The organism is Bacillus sp. N447-1 (genome assembly GCF_022701035.1).
Classification (GTDB): domain Bacteria; phylum Bacillota; class Bacilli; order Bacillales; family Bacillaceae_G; genus Bacillus_A; species Bacillus_A cereus.
The window spans coordinates 3375843-3392957 of sequence record NZ_CP065509.1 but is presented as its reverse complement, the minus strand read 5'-3'; the positions used below and the strand labels follow the sequence as shown (position 1 = coordinate 3392957).

Below are 17115 nucleotides of genomic sequence, written 5' to 3'. Positions count from 1 at the left end.
TTCTTTCACTAATTACAGCTTCTATTATGACATATAAAAATATACATGAGTACATCCCTTTTTAACGCATAACAGAAACTTTTCTATTACAAATACTTTTTCTTCCCACCGAGTAATAATCTATCTTTTGTTTCTTAACATCTTCATCAGTATAACAATTTCTCCCATCAAATAAAATAGGCTCCCTCATAAGTTGTACGTACTTTTCTAACGGATAAGCTTGAATATCTTCCCATTCTGTTACGATAAAAACCGCACTCGCATCTCTAATCGATTCATCTATACATCTACTATATTGTATAGCATCTCCAAATATATTTTTCACATATTGAATTGCTTTTGGGTCGTAAAGAACAATATCTGCACCTATATTAAGTAATGCTTGTATTATAATAAGAGATGATGCTTCTCTAATATCATCCGTATTCGGTTTAAAGGATGCGCCAAGAACTGCAATCCGCTTTTTATTCATATTCATAACTTTTTTCGCTTTTTCAATCAATAGCAGCTGTTGCTTATTATTTACTTCAATAACCGCTTTTAACAAACGAAAATCATGAGCAACATTTCCCGCAATTTGTACCAGTGCTTTCGTATCTTTCGGAAAACACGATCCTCCGTAGCCAATGCCTGCATTTAAAAAAGATGCGCCGATTCTCTTATCCATTCCCATCCCTTTGGCAACATCTAATACATTCGCGCCTACCTTCTCACATATATTTGAAATTTCATTAATGAAACTAATCTTTGTAGCTAAAAAGGCATTCGACGCGTATTTAATCATCTCCGCACTTTTAATATCTGTAACATACGTTTCTAAGCATAATTCACTATACAAACTCTCTACTCTTCTTGCTACTTCCTCACTATCCGCTCCAATTACAATACGATCTCCATGAAAGAAATCATAAATACCTGAACCTTCACGCAAAAACTCTGGATTCGATACGATATGTACTGTATGCCTCCCTTTTAACTTCTCCTCAATCCATCCCTTCATTACATCATTTGTACCTACTGGAACTGTACTTTTCGTAACAACAATAATATCGTTCGTCGCATATAATCCAATATCGTTACAAGCACTCTGAATATACGTTAAATCTGCCGTCCCATCTAATAAGGGTGGTGTTCCGACTGCAATAAATATAAACTCTACATCATCAAATGCCTCTTCTTTATTTGATGTAAAAGTTAAAGCATTATTCTCATATGCATAATTTATTAATTCATGTAATCTAACCTCATAAATAGGTAAATCCCCTTGTTTTATCCGTTCAATTTTTTCATCATCTATATCAAAACATATAACTGAATGCCCTAATTTTGCTAATCCTACTCCTGTAATCAATCCAACATATCCAGTACCTACTATCGTAATTTTCATTTCCTTTTCGCACAGGAATTTACAATAGAAAAGATATGAAATATAGAACTCTCCCTGCGCTTCCCCCTCTCATATTAAAAATGAGAAAACCCTTTTCCTTCTTCATTATATGAATTACTTCCCTTACTTTTTTTAAAGTTTTTGTAAAATTAAATGCACTATAAAGTAAAACTTAATCAGTGAGAATCCGGCTGCCAGTTCACGCGTGATAAATTCCCACATTTTAACACGAAACTTACTCATTTCTACGTGCAACACTTATAATACTGAAATAAAAGTATTCACTATTGAAGAAAAAGAGGAAATGTTACATTCCAAAGCCCAGTACGATTAACCTTCTTATATGATCCAACATTCTATATACAATTGTCATATATTCTATCCGCTTCCATTAACCGTAAAAAGAAAAAAAGATTGAATTCTAATCTTTTTGTGATACCATATGTTATGAGCCTGTAAATAAACATCATAATTTTCAGATAAATACATTAAAAAAATACGTTAGACTATAAAGGGTGGGGTATTAATGGACTCACAAGTGATTTATGCCATTTTGGCATCTTTCATCACTGTACTCGTCGTTACTCCTTTAGTTATTAAATTAGCTTTTAAAATAGGAGCGACAGATAAGCCAAACGCACGTAAAGTGCACCAAAAGATTATGCCACGTCTTGGCGGGTTGGCAATATTTATTGGTGTAGCTGTAGGATTTGTTGTCGGCGGCTTATATGAGCAAAGAATGTTATCGATAACGCTAGGTGCGATTATCATTGTAATCATCGGAATCTTAGATGATATGTACGAGTTATCTGCGAGAGTAAAATTCGGTGGACAACTGTTAGTTGCCATTATGATTGTAAAAAGTGGATTATTAGTGCAAGTATTATATATCCCATTCTTTGGGGATACTGAACTTGGATGGCTTGCTTATCCAATTACAGTATTTTGGCTTGTAGGTATTACGAATGCAATCAACTTAATTGACGGCTTAGATGGATTATCTGCTGGGATTTCATCTATCGTACTTGCAACGCTAGCATATATGGCCTTTACTAGCCCATGGGGTACTGGAACAGCTATTATATTGCCACTTGCATTAATTATATTAGCAAGTACAATTGGATTTTTATTCTACAACTTCCATCCAGCAAAAATTTTCATGGGAGATACAGGAGCACTATTTTTAGGATACTGTATTTCTGTTATATCGTTACTTGGATTATACAAAAGTGTAACGTTATTCAGTTTTATCGTTCCAATTATCATTTTAGGTGTACCTATATTTGATACGATATTTGCAATCATCCGTCGTATCGTAAATAAAAAACCTATTTCAGCACCAGATAAATCGCATTTACATCACCGCTTACTTGCAATGGGATTCTCTCATCGCAAAACGGTACTAATTATATACGCATTCGGTATTTTCTTTAGTGTAAATGCCATTATTTTTACTACTGCAACGTTATGGTTATCCATTATTCTTCTTTTCGCTTTGATTTTCTTCACAGAAATCATCGCTGAAATAATCGGGCTTGTACATGAACGCTACAAACCAATCATTTCCTTTTATAAAAAAGTGAAAAAACGCGAAGACTAATTGTAGTATAGCCTTTTCAATTATGAAATATTCAAATAGCATCCTCTTTCTTATAAGAGGATGCTATTTTTTATTCTCATTTTATATTTCCAAAATATAGATTGTTTGAGAGTTCCTCTATTGGAGAAAGATATACATAATAAGAAAAGTATCAAGTTTTCTTTTTTACATCTTGATTGTCAAACTGAGGGTGAATGTTATGATCAAGCGAGTATTTCAATGTATTATTTTATTTTTAACGATTACTATGTACGTATCATCTAATACTGAAGCAACAACTATTATTCCTGCTGAATATCATCCAAATACTGGAACAACTTCTCCTACACAAAAAATTGCGTACTTAACATTTGATGACGGACCAAACAAATATACTACACAAATTTTAAACATCTTAAAAGAAAAGAACGGAAAAGCAACTTTCTTTGTTATTGGTGGAAAAGTACCACATTATAAAAAGACAATGCAACGATTAATTAAAGACGGACATTATATCGGACTTCACAGTATGTCACATGATGTAAAACGCCTTTACACTGGTGACCCTTCCACTTTAATTGCAGAAATGGAGCAAACACAAAGCATTGTCCAGCAAGTTACGAAATTAAATACACATCTCGTTCGCGTTCCATATGGTAGTATGCCTTACTTAAAAAAGAATTACCGTGACGCACTTGTATCGGCCCAGTATAAAATGTGGGATTGGACGATCGATACATACGACTGGAAAAGCTATGACAATCCTTCTGCCATACTCGAAAGAGTACGTAATCAAAGTGATGAACAAGTCGAAGTCATTTTAATGCATGATTCGAGTGTAACCGTACAAATACTGCCAAAAGTAATTGATTATTTACAGTCACAAGGATACAAACTTCTTCCCTATAATCCTTCTTCTCATCTCAAGGTAAATTTTTGGAAAGACACAAGATTGTAACAGCTTTAGTGCCTATGTGCTAAAGCTGTTTTATTTTTCTCTTCCCACCCTTCCCATTTTTGTGTAAAATTTTAAATAGTGATGAAGTTTCGAGGTGAATAGAAATGAAACGAATAGATCTCATTTTTAACGCAATACAAAAAGGCAATTATACAGAAGGTGTAACCGCATCAGAACTCGCTACATTTCTGCAACTAGATCGCGCCAATGTAAGTAGCGATTTAAACAAACTTGTAAAAGATAAACGTTTATTAAAAACAAATACGCGACCTGTTCGTTTTTACATAGAAACGAACACTTCGTTGGAAACGCATTCAAAAGACATAACTTCATTAGATACATTTGCAATTGAAAATACGAGCCTTAAAATTGCAATTGAAAAAGCGAAAGCTTCTATTCTCTATCCTCCAAACGGTATGCATACTTTACTACTGGGAGAAACAGGGGTCGGAAAGTCTATGTTTGCTTCTTTAATGCACGAATATGCAATTGAAGTTGAACAGCTTCCCAAAGATGCACCATTTATCGTCTTTAACTGTGCTGATTATGCAAATAATCCACAGTTACTACTCGGGCAATTATTTGGGATTAAAAAAGGAGCTTATACAGGAGCAAGTGATCAAAAAGGGTTAATTGAAAAAGCACATGAAGGAATTCTTTTCTTAGATGAAGTACATCGCCTGCCTCCAGAGGGACAAGAAATGCTTTTCACCTTTATTGACCGCGGAGTATACCGCCGCCTTGGAGAAACAGAGAACGAACGTAAAGCACAAGTATTAATCATTACTGCAACAACAGAAGAACCAAATTCATTTTTATTAAAAACATTTACAAGACGTATACCGATGACTGTTACGCTGCCACCACTTCGTGAGCGTACACATAAAGAGCGCTTTGCTTTACTACAGCTATTTTTCACAAATGAAGCAATTCGTCTGCGAAAAGACATTCACGTTAGCCCAAATACAATGCGTGCTTTCGTCTTTTACAATTGTCCCAATAACATCGGTCAATTAAAAACAGATGTTCAAATTGCCTGTGCGAAAGCCTATTCTGATTTGGTCACAAAGAAACGTGATTCTGTCTATGTTTCAAGTACAGATCTACCTTGGTATATGAAAGAAGGGTTGTTCATTGAAAGGAAGAGCCGTCACTTATACCAAATACCAAATGAAACATTTGTATTTACAGGTGAGGAAGGTTGGAGTAATCATAAAACAGAAGATGAAAAACGCTCTTCTATTTACGATTATATTGACTATAAATACGAAGAACTTCAAGCACGTGGTATTGAAGAGGAAGAATTAGAATTACTAATAGAAAATGATGTTCAAAGCTTTTTCGTACAATATTTTAACCAAATATCCAAAAAAACAAGCCATGAAAATGTTTTTAAAATTGTGGATCGTAATATCGTTTCCGTATGTGAAAAAATAGCGGAACTTGCTGAAAAGCATTTATCTAAGACGTTTGATGAAAAAGTATTTCTTGCTTTAAGTTTACATGTACAGACAACTCTACAACGTTTACAAAGCGGAAAACAAATACATCACCCACAATTAAATCAAATTCGTACGAAATATAAAGAAGCTTTTTCCGTAGCTATGCAATGCATTCAACTACTGGAGGAAGAATTACAAATAACAATGCCTATTGATGAAGCTGGCTTTTTAACAATGTTCTTCGTTGTTGATCCAATTCCTGCCTCACAAACAGAAGTAAAAGTATTAATATTAGCACACGGTAATGGCATCGCAACTGAAATGGCAAACGTTGCAAACGAACTTCTCGGCATTGAGGAAGTAACCGGTATTGATATGCCGTTACACGAATCACCGAAAGATTTCTTGGAACGTGTGAAAGTGTATATGAAAACACTACAAAATGTAAATGGGCTTCTCTTACTTGTCGATATGGGGTCACTTGCTTATATCGGTGACATATTAGAAACGGAGTTCAAAATCCCTGTACGTGTTCTCTCGATGACGAGCACACCACATGCACTAGAAGCAGCTCGAAAAGCTCAGCTCGGTTATTCATTAGATGCGCTGTATGAAACAGTAAAAAATTTAACACCGTTTTACTTAAACGTACAAGAAGAAAAGAAAAAACCTCTCTCTCCAATGAAATCTGTTATTTTAACAGCTTGTTTAACTGGTGAAGGAAGTGCTTTAGCTATTCAAAAAATGTTAGAGAACTATTTACGATTTGATAAAGACTTAATTGAAATTATTCCGATTAGTATCGTCCATGAAAAAGATTTAACGAAAATGATCGAGAACATAAAAAAAGAGCGTAATATCATTTGTATCGTCACGAATTTCGATGTGCAAGTGCCGTGCTTAACATATCATTTCCAAGACATCGTAAACTACACAGCGATTCAGCCCATTCAAGAATTAATTACGTATGAAGAAACATATGCAAAAATGGCGGATATTCTTGAACAACAAATGCAGCGTAACGATGGGGCATTACTTATTAAAACAATTCGTTACGCATTAAATACAATTCAAGAATTAATTTCCTTACAGCTAACTCCTGATAGCTTAATGGGGGTTATTCTGCATATGAGCTGTATGGTTGACCGTCTTCAAAAAGGAGAAAGCCTTCTTCCTCACCCTGATAAAGAGAAAAGAAGACAAGATGAATACTGGATGTATATGAAAGTAAAAAAAGCATTGCAACCGATTGAAAATACATTTGAAATACAAATACCTGATGACGAAGTATTTTACGTTATGGACTTCTTTATTAAAAATCAGCCTGTTAAAAATTAATTGAGGCCGTTTTTAAAAATATCGACCGTAACGTGAGTTATATCGGCGATTTTCAAAACATATCGATTTACCGACAATAATCGCTAAAACTAGCACCTTATATAATGAGAAAAGGCTGTTCCAACATATGGACAGCCTTTTCCTCTACTTCTTTACTTTTCTAACTCGCCCTCTTATTTCTCCTCTTTTTTGTGATTTCGTATGAACATTAACATATACATTTGCTTGAATAATTTCTTGAAGTAAATGTACAAATGATTTCCCTTGTAAAGGTCCCTCAAAATCCTCTACATTCACTACACCAGTAATACTTCCCTCGTTCAAACTAATCCCTTGCTCCAGTGGACCATACAAATATAAAACAACAGGACCAATTTGAGTAGACTTCCCTAAATGAATTTGACACGATGTAACCTTTTCTATATTTTTTAGTATTACTCTGTAATGCAATTTCGTTAAATCATCACTAAAAATAAACTCTGCTACCCCAAAAGCTTCTGTATTTACAGGAGGCACTTCCCTCTTACCTGTTAACCTGGCAAAGAAATGTGTTGTCATAAGGCATTCTCCTTATATAAATTTCCCAGCACTACTTCTACTACTTTATGGTTTAGACATAATCATTTATGACTTTTTCAATTTTAATTACAAAGAAAAGATTCACAAAATCTTTACATTAAAATCGTTCCTGTAGATTGAAAGTCTCTTGTATAATGCACATAGAAAAACATTATAGGAGGTTATTTTGAAAAAAAACAAACACATCTTTCACACATTATTAGAGATTTTTCTCGTCTCATTTAAATTAGGACTTACTTCATTCGGCGGTCCTGTCGCTCATCTCGGCTATTTTCACCACGAATACGTGCAAAAAAGAAAATGGATGGATGAACGAAGCTATGGAGATTTAGTAGCGCTATGTCAATTCCTTCCTGGTCCTGCCAGCAGTCAAGTCGGTATGGGGGTTGGATTATTAAGAGGCGGACTATTAGGAGCTATTATTTCATGGATTGGATTCACTTTACCGTCTGTACTTGTTTTGGTTTTCTTCGCCTCATTCCTTAATCAGTTCGACCTTGGAAGTGCTGGCTGGATTCATGGACTAAAACTTGTAGCAGTAGCTATTGTCGCTCATGCCATATGGGGAATGGCCCGAAAGTTAACTCCAGATCGCAACCGTGCGACGATTGCGATTGTAACTGCCGCAATTGCCTTATTATGGCCAAGTAGTTGGACACAAGTCATCCTTATTATAATATGTGGCTTTATCGGCTGGTTTTTATATCGCAACCAACCAATTAGCCAATCTCAAAATATAAAAGTACCTATTTCAAAAAAGATAGCAGTTTCTTGTCTCGTCTTATTCTTTGGACTATTACTGCTGCTACCGATATTAAGACCGTTTTCTTATTACATCGCTTTATTTGATAGTTTCTATCGTTCTGGCGCACTTGTATTTGGAGGAGGACACGTCGTGCTGCCCCTTCTTGAAGGTGAGTTCGTACAAAACGGAATGATGACGAAAGAACAGTTCCTAGCTGGATACGGATTAACACAAGCAGTACCAGGACCACTATTTACATTCGCCTCTTATATAGGAGCAGTATTAAACGGGACGCTTGGGGCAACACTCGCAACAATTGCGATTTTCCTCCCTGCTTTCTTACTCGTTATTGGTGTTTTACCATTTTGGAACAGTGTGAGAAAAATATCATTCATACAAGGCGCACTACTTGGTGTTAATGCCGCAGTTGTTGGTATTTTAATTGCCGCTTTTTACGATCCTATTTGGACGAGTACAGTTATAAATGCTTCAGATTTCGTTTTCGCTTCGCTTCTTTTTTGCTTACTAGCTTTTTGGAAAACACCACCTTGGGTTATCGTTATACTGGGAGCCTTTGGCGGATATATTCTGTCCATTTTATAAATAAAAAACGACGGCATGATGTAGCCGTCGTTTTTTCTATTAAAACTTCACAAGCTCTATGCCTTCTGGCAACTCACTCTCTGTTAAAATACGCAATTCCTTCACACGATCCATTACGTAAGAAGAACGCTTCACAAGCTCTGGATCAATATATGCTGGATGAACCATAATTTCTACCGTTTGTTCACCTTGTACTCTTTCTTTTAACTTCACAAAGTAATCTTCCGTCACACCATCCGCATAAAAGTCACTGTAAAACACATCAGAAAATGGATGCACCGCTCTATCTTCCTCACAACGACGAATCGGAACATTATATTTAGCCGCTAATCTCTCAAGAACATCATGTAAAATCGGTAAACCATGCACATGATGATGACTATCTAAATGAGTTGGTGTTAATCCGTAAGATAAAAACTTCTCAATTTGAGCAGTCCATTCTCTCTCAACTTCTTCTGGATTTATATTCCCTTCCCTTACAACACTTTGTTTATGAAACGATCCGTTTTCCCCTACGAGTGACGGTACATCCTTTAACAGTGGTTCTCCTGCCGTTAATACGAGATGTACGCCTACTCCGAGTAGGTTGTACTCTTTCGCTAAGCGTACCGCATGCTCTGTTCCTGGCATATTCATCATCATCGTCGTTGAATTTACAAGTCCATTTATATGCCCATCAATAATGCCGTAATTTGTACCTTCTGTAAGACCGAAATCATCTGCATTTACAATTAACTTAATCATCATAATACCTCCTAATAGAATAAAAAAAGCGGGCTAAATAGCGCCGCTTTTACTTCTCTACCTTTTTGAAGAACTGCGGAAGATACTCTTTATGTGCTTCCAACATTTCATCTAAAATTTGTTTTGCAACTTTATCTGATGGTACAAGTGGATTGATTGTCATAGCAAGCAGCGCCTTATGATAATCCCCTGTAACAGCAGCTTCAATTGTTGTGCGCTCGAATGATTTAATTTGTTGTACTAAACCGCGAACTGGTACTGGAAGGTCTCCAACTGCAATTGGTTTTGGGCCTTCTTTCGTAATAATACAGTTCACTTCAACAGCTGAATCATGTGGTAAGCTTGCAATTGTTCCGTTGTTTCGTGTATTAACAGGCTGGATATCACCTTTATTATTGTAAATAGACGTAATTAAGCTACATGCTGCATCACTATAATAAGCTCCGCCACGTTTTTCTAATTGTGGTGGTTTAATATCTAAGTTCGGGTCTTTATATAACTCAAATAAATCATTTTCTAATTGTTTTACTACTTCTGCACGTGTACCTTTTTCAACAGAAGCTTCTTTCTCTTCTTCTAACATTTCACGTGTTTTGTAGTAGTAACGGTGGTATGGACATGGAATTGCACGAAGTCCTCGAATAAAGTCTGGTTCCCAGTTAAGCGCTGCGATATTTTCCATCGTAATTTGCTTTTCTGGATCTGTCACAAGCTCTAACACACGATCCATTACACTCACGCCATCTAAATATACGTCTAATCCATATACCATATGATTTAAACCTGCGAAATCAACGTGAACACGACTCGCATCTACTTCAAGTAATTTTGCAAGACCCATACGAATTCCGATTGGAACGTTACATAGACCAACTACTCTTTGAATATTTGTATAACGAAGAACAGCTTCTGTTACCATACCAGCTGGATTTGCAAAGTTAATTAACCATGCATTCGGACAGAGCTCCTCCATATCTTTACAAATATCTAAAATAACAGGAATCGTTCTCAACGCTTTGAATAAACCACCAGGACCATTCGTTTCCTGACCGATTACATCATATTTTAATGGGATTGCTTCATCTTTTGCACGTGCTTCTAATAAACCAACGCGAAGTTGTGTTGTTACGAAGTCAGCATCTTTTAATGCCTCGCGACGATCAAGTGTTAAATGTACCTCGATTGGTAAACCTGATTTTTTCACCATACGTTTCGCTAAGTTACCAACGATTTCTAACTTTTCTTTTCCTGCCTCAATATCTACTAACCAAATTTCACGAACAGGCAGTTCATCATAACGCTTAATAAATCCTTCAATTAACTCTGGTGTATAACTAGATCCACCGCCGATTGTAGCAATTTTAATTCCAGTCATGTTTTATTCCCCCTTTCGCTTCAAGCTTTTTATAAAGATCGATAAACTCTGCTGCTAATTCTTTCACTGTAATCGCATTCATTAAATGATCTTGTGCGTGAATTAAAAGAACACTAACCTCTGTTTTTTCTCCTCTTGCTTCTGATTGTATGAGCTCTGTTTGGAAATGATGCGCTTCATTAATCGCTTCTTTTGCCTTTACCATCGCTTCATCTGCTTCTACCATTTTCCCCTGTTTGGCAAATTGAAGTGCCTCCATCGCAAAGCTTCGTGCGTTACCACTATTTAAAATCAATTGGAATGGAATTTGTTCTGCTGTAGTCATCATAATTACCGCCCTCTCTATAAGGTTCAACCGATTTAAATACCCCTTCAGTTTGAACATTTCTATTACATTATTATTTTATGAATGATAGTTTGGTGTTCTTGTAGATGAGTTTCATCTTTTTGAACATGATATAAAGGTAATTGTTCTCACAGATCATGTTGTCTGTGAGAACAATTATTATGTTACATAGGTACAGAGTTGTTATTTCCTTGTGCTGCTTTTTCAGTACGAATAACTGAGCGATCGCATGCGACAACGAATGGGAAGTAAATCGCCATTGCAATAACAAAGTTGAATAATTGTAAAATCGCACCAGAAGGATGTAAACCTGTTACAAGATATCCACTAATAATTGGTGGAACGTTCCATGGAACCATCGCTACTGTTTTTGGTACCCATCCTAAGTAAATTGCTGTATAAGATGTAATAACTAACACAACAGGTGTTAATACGAATGGGATGAATAAAATTGGATTTAAAACAATTGGTGTACCAAAGATTACTGGTTCATTAATGTTGAATGCACCTGGCCCAATCGATAGGCGAGATACACCACGTAATTGTGCACTTTTCGCTACAATTAATACAACAACTAAGAATGCTAATGTTGCACCAGAACCACCAAGATATACGAAAGTATCAAAGAACGGTTTTGTAACAATATTTGGAACATCAAATGCAGATGTACCATCTTGGAATAACTTAATATTTTTCTCTAATGCCGGTAAGTAAAGTGGCTCAATAATACCCCCAACAATATTTGGACCATGTAAACCAAAGAACCAAAGTACATGTACTAATAATGCAATAACAATTGCACTTGGTAACGTACCCGCTAAACCTTGTAATGGGACTTGTAACGTATTAAAGATATACTCATGAACACTTGTACCTGCTAGTTTTACTGCTAATTGAATACTTGCAACACCTGTTAAAATCACAAATGCTGGAACTAACGCAGCGAAAGATTTCATTACTGCTGGTGGTACACCGTCAGGCATTTTAATTGTAATGTTTCTTTGTACGAAGAATCTAAATACCTCTGTAACTAAGATTGCAACAATTAATGATACGAATAAACCTTGTGCACCAGTCCAAGCTAAGTTTAAACCGCCCTCTTTTGGTGTTGTTGGTGTAAGAATAACTAAAGCACCAAATGAAATAATACCAGCTGACAATCCATCAACACCGTAAGATTTTGCTAAGTTATAACTTGTGGTAACCGCAACCATCAGAGCTAATACCCCAAAGGATCCTGTCCACATGCCACCACCAATTTGTGTCCAAGTTTCACCGAATAAATCTTTCATAAAATCTTGGAATGCTGGAATTGGTAAACCATTAACTAGTACTGCCATAGAACCCACTAAAATAAGTGGCATAACTGCAATAAATCCGTCACGGATCGCAGCTAAGTGACGTTGCGACCCGATTTTACCAGCAATCGGAACCATGTACTTCTCCATAAATGCAATAAATTTTTGCATTTCGCTTCCCCCCTAATTATTTTTTAAGTGTTAATGCATGATCTAAAACTGCTTCTCCATTCATCATGCCGTAGTGCATTGGATTGATAACGTCGATTCCAACGTTTTTCTCATCAGCAAGCGTTTTCATTGAAGAAAGCATGTAACGAACTTGTGGTCCTAATAATAATACATCTGCTTGATCGATATTTGTTTTTACTGCATCCCCAGATACAGCCCAGATTTTTCCTTCTAGACCGCGAGCTTTTGCAGCCGCTTCCATTTTTGTAACTAGTAAACTTGTAGACATCCCTGCTGAGCAACATAATAAAATATTCATTTGAAAATCCCCCTTGTGTAGTATAAAAAATTTATGTTTTATTTATTTTTCTTTACGCTATTTATTAATGCAATTAGCGTGCCAACTTTTTAAAACCACTAAAATCAGTGCTTTTTCGACTGTTTTCTTTGTGTGTTAACGCTTTCAATTAGTGTGTCGTTCAAAAAACACACAGTGTGTTATAAAACAACACGCTTTTAACACATAACTGTATGAAAATAGATTAGTGTTTAGTTGTCTAGTTGTGTTTAATATGAAAAAACACTAAAAAACTTTTTTATCGTAGGAATCTAGTAAAAAACAACATTTTCTTGAGCTCAGTCTTCTATCTATTCTATTGTCCAAGCAAACTCTACTAGATTACATAAAATAAAATAGAATAAAATAACACAATTCGAAAGGGGATTCCTATGCCAAAACATAGAAAACAAAGCAAAATAAAGATTTATAGAATAACAAGCTATAAAAAAGACAAGCGTTCTGAATTAGACTCTGACAAATTTGAACTAGAACAGCAGGACAAGCATGATATACAAAAAAAACAAGATAAACAGGACAAACAGGATGAGCAGAATAAGCAAGATAAGCAAGTACAATCGGAAAATGTAATTATAGTACCTACAGATTCACACAGCTTAGATGTGTGGGATGAAATTTCTCTAAAGGAAATACAAGCTGGTGAACATACGAACCTATTTGAAGAAAAAAGTAATTACCAAAATATTAATTTAGTCCAAGTAAACGATGTTCGCTTATACTTGGACAAGCAACTACAATTCAGCTCCGTCGATGAGCAAATTTATCATGAAGCACTTGTACATCCAATTATGTCAAAAGTAATCGATCCAAAACGTGTTCTCATATTAGGTGGTGGCGATGGTCTTGCCTTACGAGAAGTTTTGAAATATGAAACTGTGCTACATGTAGACCTTGTTGATTTAGACGAGGCGATGATTAATATGGCACGTAATGTTCCAGAAATAGTATCTTTAAACAAAAATGCTTTTTTTGATAATCGAGTGAACGTGCACGTATGCGATGCAAAAGAATTTCTAAATTCACCTTCATCTTTATACGATGTAATCATTATTGATTTTCCAGACCCAGCGACAGAGTTGTTAAGTACTTTATATACAAGCGAACTATTTGCTCGTATAGCTACATTCTTAACAGAAGATGGTGCTTTCGTCTGTCAATCTAATTCACCTGCTGATGCACCTCTAGTATATTGGAGTATCGGTAATACAATTGAACACGCTGGATTAACTGTAAAAAGCTATCATACAATCGTTCCTTCTTTCGGAACTGACTGGGGATTTCATCTTGCTACTAATTCTGCACATGTACTCGATCAAATTGAACAATTATATGTAGTACCAACTCCTCGAACATTGCCTGCTATTCTTTTTCCTTTATTTCAATTTAAAGAAGAACATCTAGAACAACGTAACCTCGCTCTTTTAAATTCAGAATCAAATCTTATCTTACATCAATGCTACAAACAGGAAATGAAGTTTTGACGATATTAATAGTAAGGAGTGCTGCCCTATGGAATACTCTACCTTTGGCAAGCATATAATAGTGGATTTATGGGGAGTGGATTTTTCCCTATTAGATGATATTCACTTTTTAGAATACCATTTAGTTAACGCTGCAGATTGCTCTGGTGCCCATGTTTTAAACGTAAGTAAAAAAGAGTTCCAGCCATATGGTGTTACTGTATTAGTGTTATTATCAGAAAGCCATCTTTCCATTCACACTTACCCGGAACAAAATTTTGCGGCTATTGACTGTTATACTTGCGGTACAACCGTTGAACCACAAATAGCGATTGATTATATCGTAAATATATTAAAACCGGAACGGATGCATATAAAAAGATTAATTCGTGGTATAGGAGAAATTGTTACTGCCGATTAATTATAACTCTTACTCATCCGAAAAAAGGAGGATTGTAAAATACCATCAGTGGGATGAACATTCCACTGATGGTACAGGCACATACATAAAATGAAATTTTAATTAGTGGGAGTTTTACTGCCCGTTAATTCGAGATAAAAAAACCTTGCATAAGCAAGGTTCATTCATCCACCGACATCTTCCTATATAACTCTACAAACTCACTCGCTAATTCTTTCACCGTAATTGCATTCATTAAATGGTCTTGTGCGTGTACCATTAAAAGAGTAACTTCGGTCTTTTCACCACCAGCTTCTTTCTGGATAAGCTCCGTTTGTACACGGTGCGCCTCTTTTAATTCCTCTAGTGCTTCTTGTAATTTAGCTTCAGCTTCTGTAAACTCCCCACGCTTCGCACAATCAATTGCTTCCATTGAACAACTTCTCGCGTTTCCCCCATGCAAGATTAAATGAAAAGCTTTCGTCTCTATCGTATCCATTTTAGTTCTTTACTCCCCCTTTTCTTCCGCCAGTTTTTGTTTATCCCATATTTTTAAGAACGGTAAATAAATGAAGAATGCTAGCGCAAAGTTAACAAGTTGTAAAATAACACCTGAAATTTTCCCGCCCGATCCTAAATATCCACTAAAAAGAATAGGTGTCGTCCAAGGTACAGCGGCCCCACTCGGACGTGCGACCCATCCCCATTCCATTGCAAAGTACGAAACAATTGTTAACACAACTGGAACTAATATGAATGGAATTAGTAAAAGTGGGTTCATCACAATCGGCATACCAAAAGTTACCATCTCATTAATATTAAATATACCAGGTGCAATTGACAATCTCCCTAAACTTTTTAATTGTTGACTTCGTGCAAATAGTAACATTCCAACAACTAGAGCAAGCGTTGCACCAGAACCGCCCATATAAATCCATAAGTCAAAAAACTGTGCCGTAATCGTGTTTGGTACATCTTGCCCAGCTTGAAAAGCAACTCGGTTTTGATCCATTAACGACAACCAAACGGGGCTCATTACACCACCAACAATAGTAGCACCATGAATTCCACACGACCAAAGAACATGAACGAGAATAACTGCTATTATTGCGCCCCAAAGACTAGCACCAAGTACACTAAGTGGTTCCTGTAAAATTTGTCCCACAATATTATGGATACTGCCAAAAGAAGTATTTTCTATAATTAAGCGTAAAATCCAAATAACTGTTACAACAATAAATCCTGGAACAAGTGCTGCAAATGAACGCGTGACAGCTGGTGGAACTGTCTCTGGCATCTTTATAATTATCTTTTTTTGTACAATAAATCGATACAGTTCAGTAGATATAAGTGCAATAATCATTGCTACAAATAACCCTTGGCTTCCCATTAATGCAGCTGGGATAGCGCCTTCTACAAGTACACTTTCTTTTGTACTTGGTATAATATATGCAACTTGAAATGGCGTCGCAAGTAAAAACGTCACAAGCGACAATGCCCCGGATGCTAAAGCATCCACTTTATAATACTCTCCAAGCCTGTAAGCGATTCCAAAAACAGCTATTAAAGCCATTATATTAAAAGTTGCACTAACTGGATACCCTAAAGCTCTCTGCCAATTCTCACCAAACAAACCTGCCATAAACTCGTTATATCCGGGTATTGGCAGTGCACTAATAATGAGGAAAAACGATCCAATAATTAAGAAAGGCATCGTTAAAATAATTCCATCTCGAATTGCTTGTAAATGCCTCTGCTCTGCAACCTTCCCTGCTACTGGCATCACGTACTTCTCTAAAAACCGTATCATCTATCCCACTCTCCTCATGGTTTCATTGACAAAGCTGCTTGCAAGATAGCTTCTCCATTACAAAGTCCGTAATGAACGGATTGAATGACATCAACAGGTATCCCTTTATCCTTACATAATTCTTTCATTTTCGGTAATAAATAACGTACTTGCGGTCCAAGTAAAAGGACATCAGCTTTATCAATATGACTATTCACTTCAGAACCTGATACTGCCCAGATTTTCACTTCTATCCCTCTTGCCTCTGCTGCTTTCTCCATCTTTGTAACAATCAAACTGGAAGACATTCCCGCTGCACAGCAAAGTAAAATATTCATCCCGCTTCCCTCCCCTTTTTTCTCTACCTAAATTATGGTGCACTCCTTGCCACCACTAGGTTACAAATATATATGTCTAGATTTCCTGCTGTATGCCGAGCTTAAAAACAAAAATTTCTTGGTTTTCGCGCTATTCCATCTATCCGTATTCTCCTAGTAAAGAGAACTCTAACTCGCTATAATGATTCAGTATGACTTTTTTTAA

16 protein-coding genes are annotated in these 17115 nt (G+C 36.1%); 6 read left to right on the top strand and 10 right to left on the bottom strand.

Features of this window, described 5'->3' with window-relative positions; all coding sequences use genetic code 11:
- Positions 1-61: 61 nt before the first annotated feature.
- Positions 62-1387 (bottom strand): UDP-glucose dehydrogenase family protein, encoded by a 1326-nt coding sequence (locus IQ781_RS17080; protein ID WP_139847059.1) that lies wholly within the window; start codon positions 1385-1387, stop codon positions 62-64.
- A 526-nt stretch (positions 1388-1913) separates the two neighbouring features.
- Between IQ781_RS17080 and IQ781_RS17075 the strand changes: the two genes are divergently transcribed.
- The 3 genes from IQ781_RS17075 (at position 1914) to IQ781_RS17065 (ending at position 6704) form a co-directional block, all read left to right on the top strand.
- On the top strand, positions 1914-2987 hold the full coding sequence (locus IQ781_RS17075; protein ID WP_006917642.1) for a glycosyltransferase family 4 protein: 1074 nt from the start codon (positions 1914-1916) through the stop codon (positions 2985-2987).
- 199 nt (positions 2988-3186) lie between these two features.
- Positions 3187-3924, top strand: a complete 738-nt coding sequence (locus IQ781_RS17070) for a polysaccharide deacetylase family protein (RefSeq protein ID WP_000597148.1) — start codon at positions 3187-3189, stop codon at positions 3922-3924.
- A gap of 104 nt (positions 3925-4028) precedes the next feature.
- Positions 4029-6704 carry a sigma-54-dependent transcriptional regulator gene (locus IQ781_RS17065; RefSeq protein ID WP_139847060.1) on the top strand — a complete coding sequence of 892 codons (2676 nt, stop codon included), beginning with the start codon at positions 4029-4031 and terminating at the stop codon, positions 6702-6704.
- Between the two features lie 144 nt (positions 6705-6848).
- Here IQ781_RS17065 and exsM read toward each other — a convergent pair whose 3' ends face one another.
- Complete coding sequence (gene exsM, locus IQ781_RS17060; RefSeq protein ID WP_000207046.1) at positions 6849-7262, bottom strand: exosporium regulatory protein ExsM; 414 nt, start codon at positions 7260-7262, stop codon at positions 6849-6851.
- 187 nt (positions 7263-7449) lie between these two features.
- Between exsM and IQ781_RS17055 the strand changes: the two genes are divergently transcribed.
- Complete coding sequence (locus IQ781_RS17055; RefSeq protein ID WP_000739648.1) at positions 7450-8631, top strand: chromate transporter; 1182 nt, start codon at positions 7450-7452, stop codon at positions 8629-8631.
- Positions 8632-8670: 39 nt separating this feature from the next.
- On the opposite strand, the gene chbG is transcribed toward IQ781_RS17055, so the two are convergent.
- The 5 genes from chbG to IQ781_RS17030 all read right to left on the bottom strand — a co-directional run bounded on the left by chbG (position 8671) and on the right by IQ781_RS17030 (position 12884).
- Positions 8671-9375: a chitin disaccharide deacetylase gene (gene chbG, locus IQ781_RS17050; protein ID WP_000593496.1), complete on the bottom strand. Its 705-nt coding sequence runs from the start codon at positions 9373-9375 to the stop codon at positions 8671-8673.
- 49 nt (positions 9376-9424) lie between these two features.
- On the bottom strand, positions 9425-10750 hold the full coding sequence (celF, locus tag IQ781_RS17045) for a 6-phospho-beta-glucosidase (RefSeq protein WP_000145750.1): 1326 nt from the start codon (positions 10748-10750) through the stop codon (positions 9425-9427).
- Positions 10737-11078 (bottom strand): PTS lactose/cellobiose transporter subunit IIA, encoded by a 342-nt coding sequence (locus IQ781_RS17040; RefSeq protein ID WP_242808141.1) that lies wholly within the window; start codon positions 11076-11078, stop codon positions 10737-10739. Before IQ781_RS17040 ends, celF begins: the two co-directional genes overlap by 14 nt.
- A 182-nt stretch (positions 11079-11260) precedes the next feature.
- Positions 11261-12565: a PTS cellobiose transporter subunit IIC gene (gene celB, locus IQ781_RS17035; protein WP_001168855.1), complete on the bottom strand. Its 1305-nt coding sequence runs from the start codon at positions 12563-12565 to the stop codon at positions 11261-11263.
- A gap of 16 nt (positions 12566-12581) precedes the next feature.
- Positions 12582-12884 carry a PTS sugar transporter subunit IIB gene (locus IQ781_RS17030; RefSeq protein WP_001023567.1) on the bottom strand — a complete coding sequence of 101 codons (303 nt, stop codon included), beginning with the start codon at positions 12882-12884 and terminating at the stop codon, positions 12582-12584.
- A 410-nt stretch (positions 12885-13294) separates the two neighbouring features.
- Between IQ781_RS17030 and IQ781_RS17025 the strand changes: the two genes are divergently transcribed.
- On the top strand, positions 13295-14404 hold the full coding sequence (locus tag IQ781_RS17025) for a polyamine aminopropyltransferase (RefSeq protein WP_050229106.1): 1110 nt from the start codon (positions 13295-13297) through the stop codon (positions 14402-14404).
- Positions 14405-14432: 28 nt separating this feature from the next.
- Positions 14433-14804 (top strand): adenosylmethionine decarboxylase, encoded by a 372-nt coding sequence (gene speD / locus IQ781_RS17020; RefSeq protein WP_000456814.1) that lies wholly within the window; start codon positions 14433-14435, stop codon positions 14802-14804.
- A gap of 160 nt (positions 14805-14964) precedes the next feature.
- Here speD and IQ781_RS17015 read toward each other — a convergent pair whose 3' ends face one another.
- From IQ781_RS17015 to IQ781_RS17005, 3 genes are read right to left on the bottom strand one after another with little or no spacing between them, the layout of a single operon-like run.
- Entirely contained in the window at positions 14965-15282 is a 318-nt protein-coding gene (locus tag IQ781_RS17015; RefSeq protein WP_000379645.1) for a PTS sugar transporter subunit IIA, read from the bottom strand.
- A gap of 9 nt (positions 15283-15291) precedes the next feature.
- Positions 15292-16593 (bottom strand): PTS cellobiose transporter subunit IIC, encoded by a 1302-nt coding sequence (gene celB, locus IQ781_RS17010; protein WP_000617789.1) that lies wholly within the window; start codon positions 16591-16593, stop codon positions 15292-15294.
- 14 nt (positions 16594-16607) lie between these two features.
- Positions 16608-16910 (bottom strand): PTS sugar transporter subunit IIB, encoded by a 303-nt coding sequence (locus tag IQ781_RS17005; protein WP_001023543.1) that lies wholly within the window; start codon positions 16908-16910, stop codon positions 16608-16610.
- Positions 16911-17115 lie beyond the last annotated feature (205 nt).

Coding starts and splice junctions, on each gene's coding strand:
- celB (WP_001168855.1), bottom strand. CDS start 12,565: ATGCAAAAATTTATTGCATTTATGGAGAAGTACATGGTTCCGATTGCT.
- speD (WP_000456814.1), top strand. CDS start 14,433: ATGGAATACTCTACCTTTGGCAAGCATATAATAGTGGATTTATGGGGA.
- IQ781_RS17070 (WP_000597148.1), top strand. CDS start 3,187: ATGATCAAGCGAGTATTTCAATGTATTATTTTATTTTTAACGATTACT.
- celF (WP_000145750.1), bottom strand. CDS start 10,750: ATGACTGGAATTAAAATTGCTACAATCGGCGGTGGATCTAGTTATACA.
- chbG (WP_000593496.1), bottom strand. CDS start 9,375: ATGATTAAGTTAATTGTAAATGCAGATGATTTCGGTCTTACAGAAGGT.
- IQ781_RS17065 (WP_139847060.1), top strand. CDS start 4,029: ATGAAACGAATAGATCTCATTTTTAACGCAATACAAAAAGGCAATTAT.
- IQ781_RS17025 (WP_050229106.1), top strand. CDS start 13,295: ATGCCAAAACATAGAAAACAAAGCAAAATAAAGATTTATAGAATAACA.
- exsM (WP_000207046.1), bottom strand. CDS start 7,262: ATGACAACACATTTCTTTGCCAGGTTAACAGGTAAGAGGGAAGTGCCT.
- IQ781_RS17075 (WP_006917642.1), top strand. CDS start 1,914: ATGGACTCACAAGTGATTTATGCCATTTTGGCATCTTTCATCACTGTA.
- IQ781_RS17030 (WP_001023567.1), bottom strand. CDS start 12,884: ATGAATATTTTATTATGTTGCTCAGCAGGGATGTCTACAAGTTTACTA.
- IQ781_RS17080 (WP_139847059.1), bottom strand. CDS start 1,387: ATGAAAATTACGATAGTAGGTACTGGATATGTTGGATTGATTACAGGA.
- IQ781_RS17040 (WP_242808141.1), bottom strand. CDS start 11,078: ATGATGACTACAGCAGAACAAATTCCATTCCAATTGATTTTAAATAGT.
- IQ781_RS17015 (WP_000379645.1), bottom strand. CDS start 15,282: ATGGATACGATAGAGACGAAAGCTTTTCATTTAATCTTGCATGGGGGA.
- celB (WP_000617789.1), bottom strand. CDS start 16,593: ATGATACGGTTTTTAGAGAAGTACGTGATGCCAGTAGCAGGGAAGGTT.
- IQ781_RS17005 (WP_001023543.1), bottom strand. CDS start 16,910: ATGAATATTTTACTTTGCTGTGCAGCGGGAATGTCTTCCAGTTTGATT.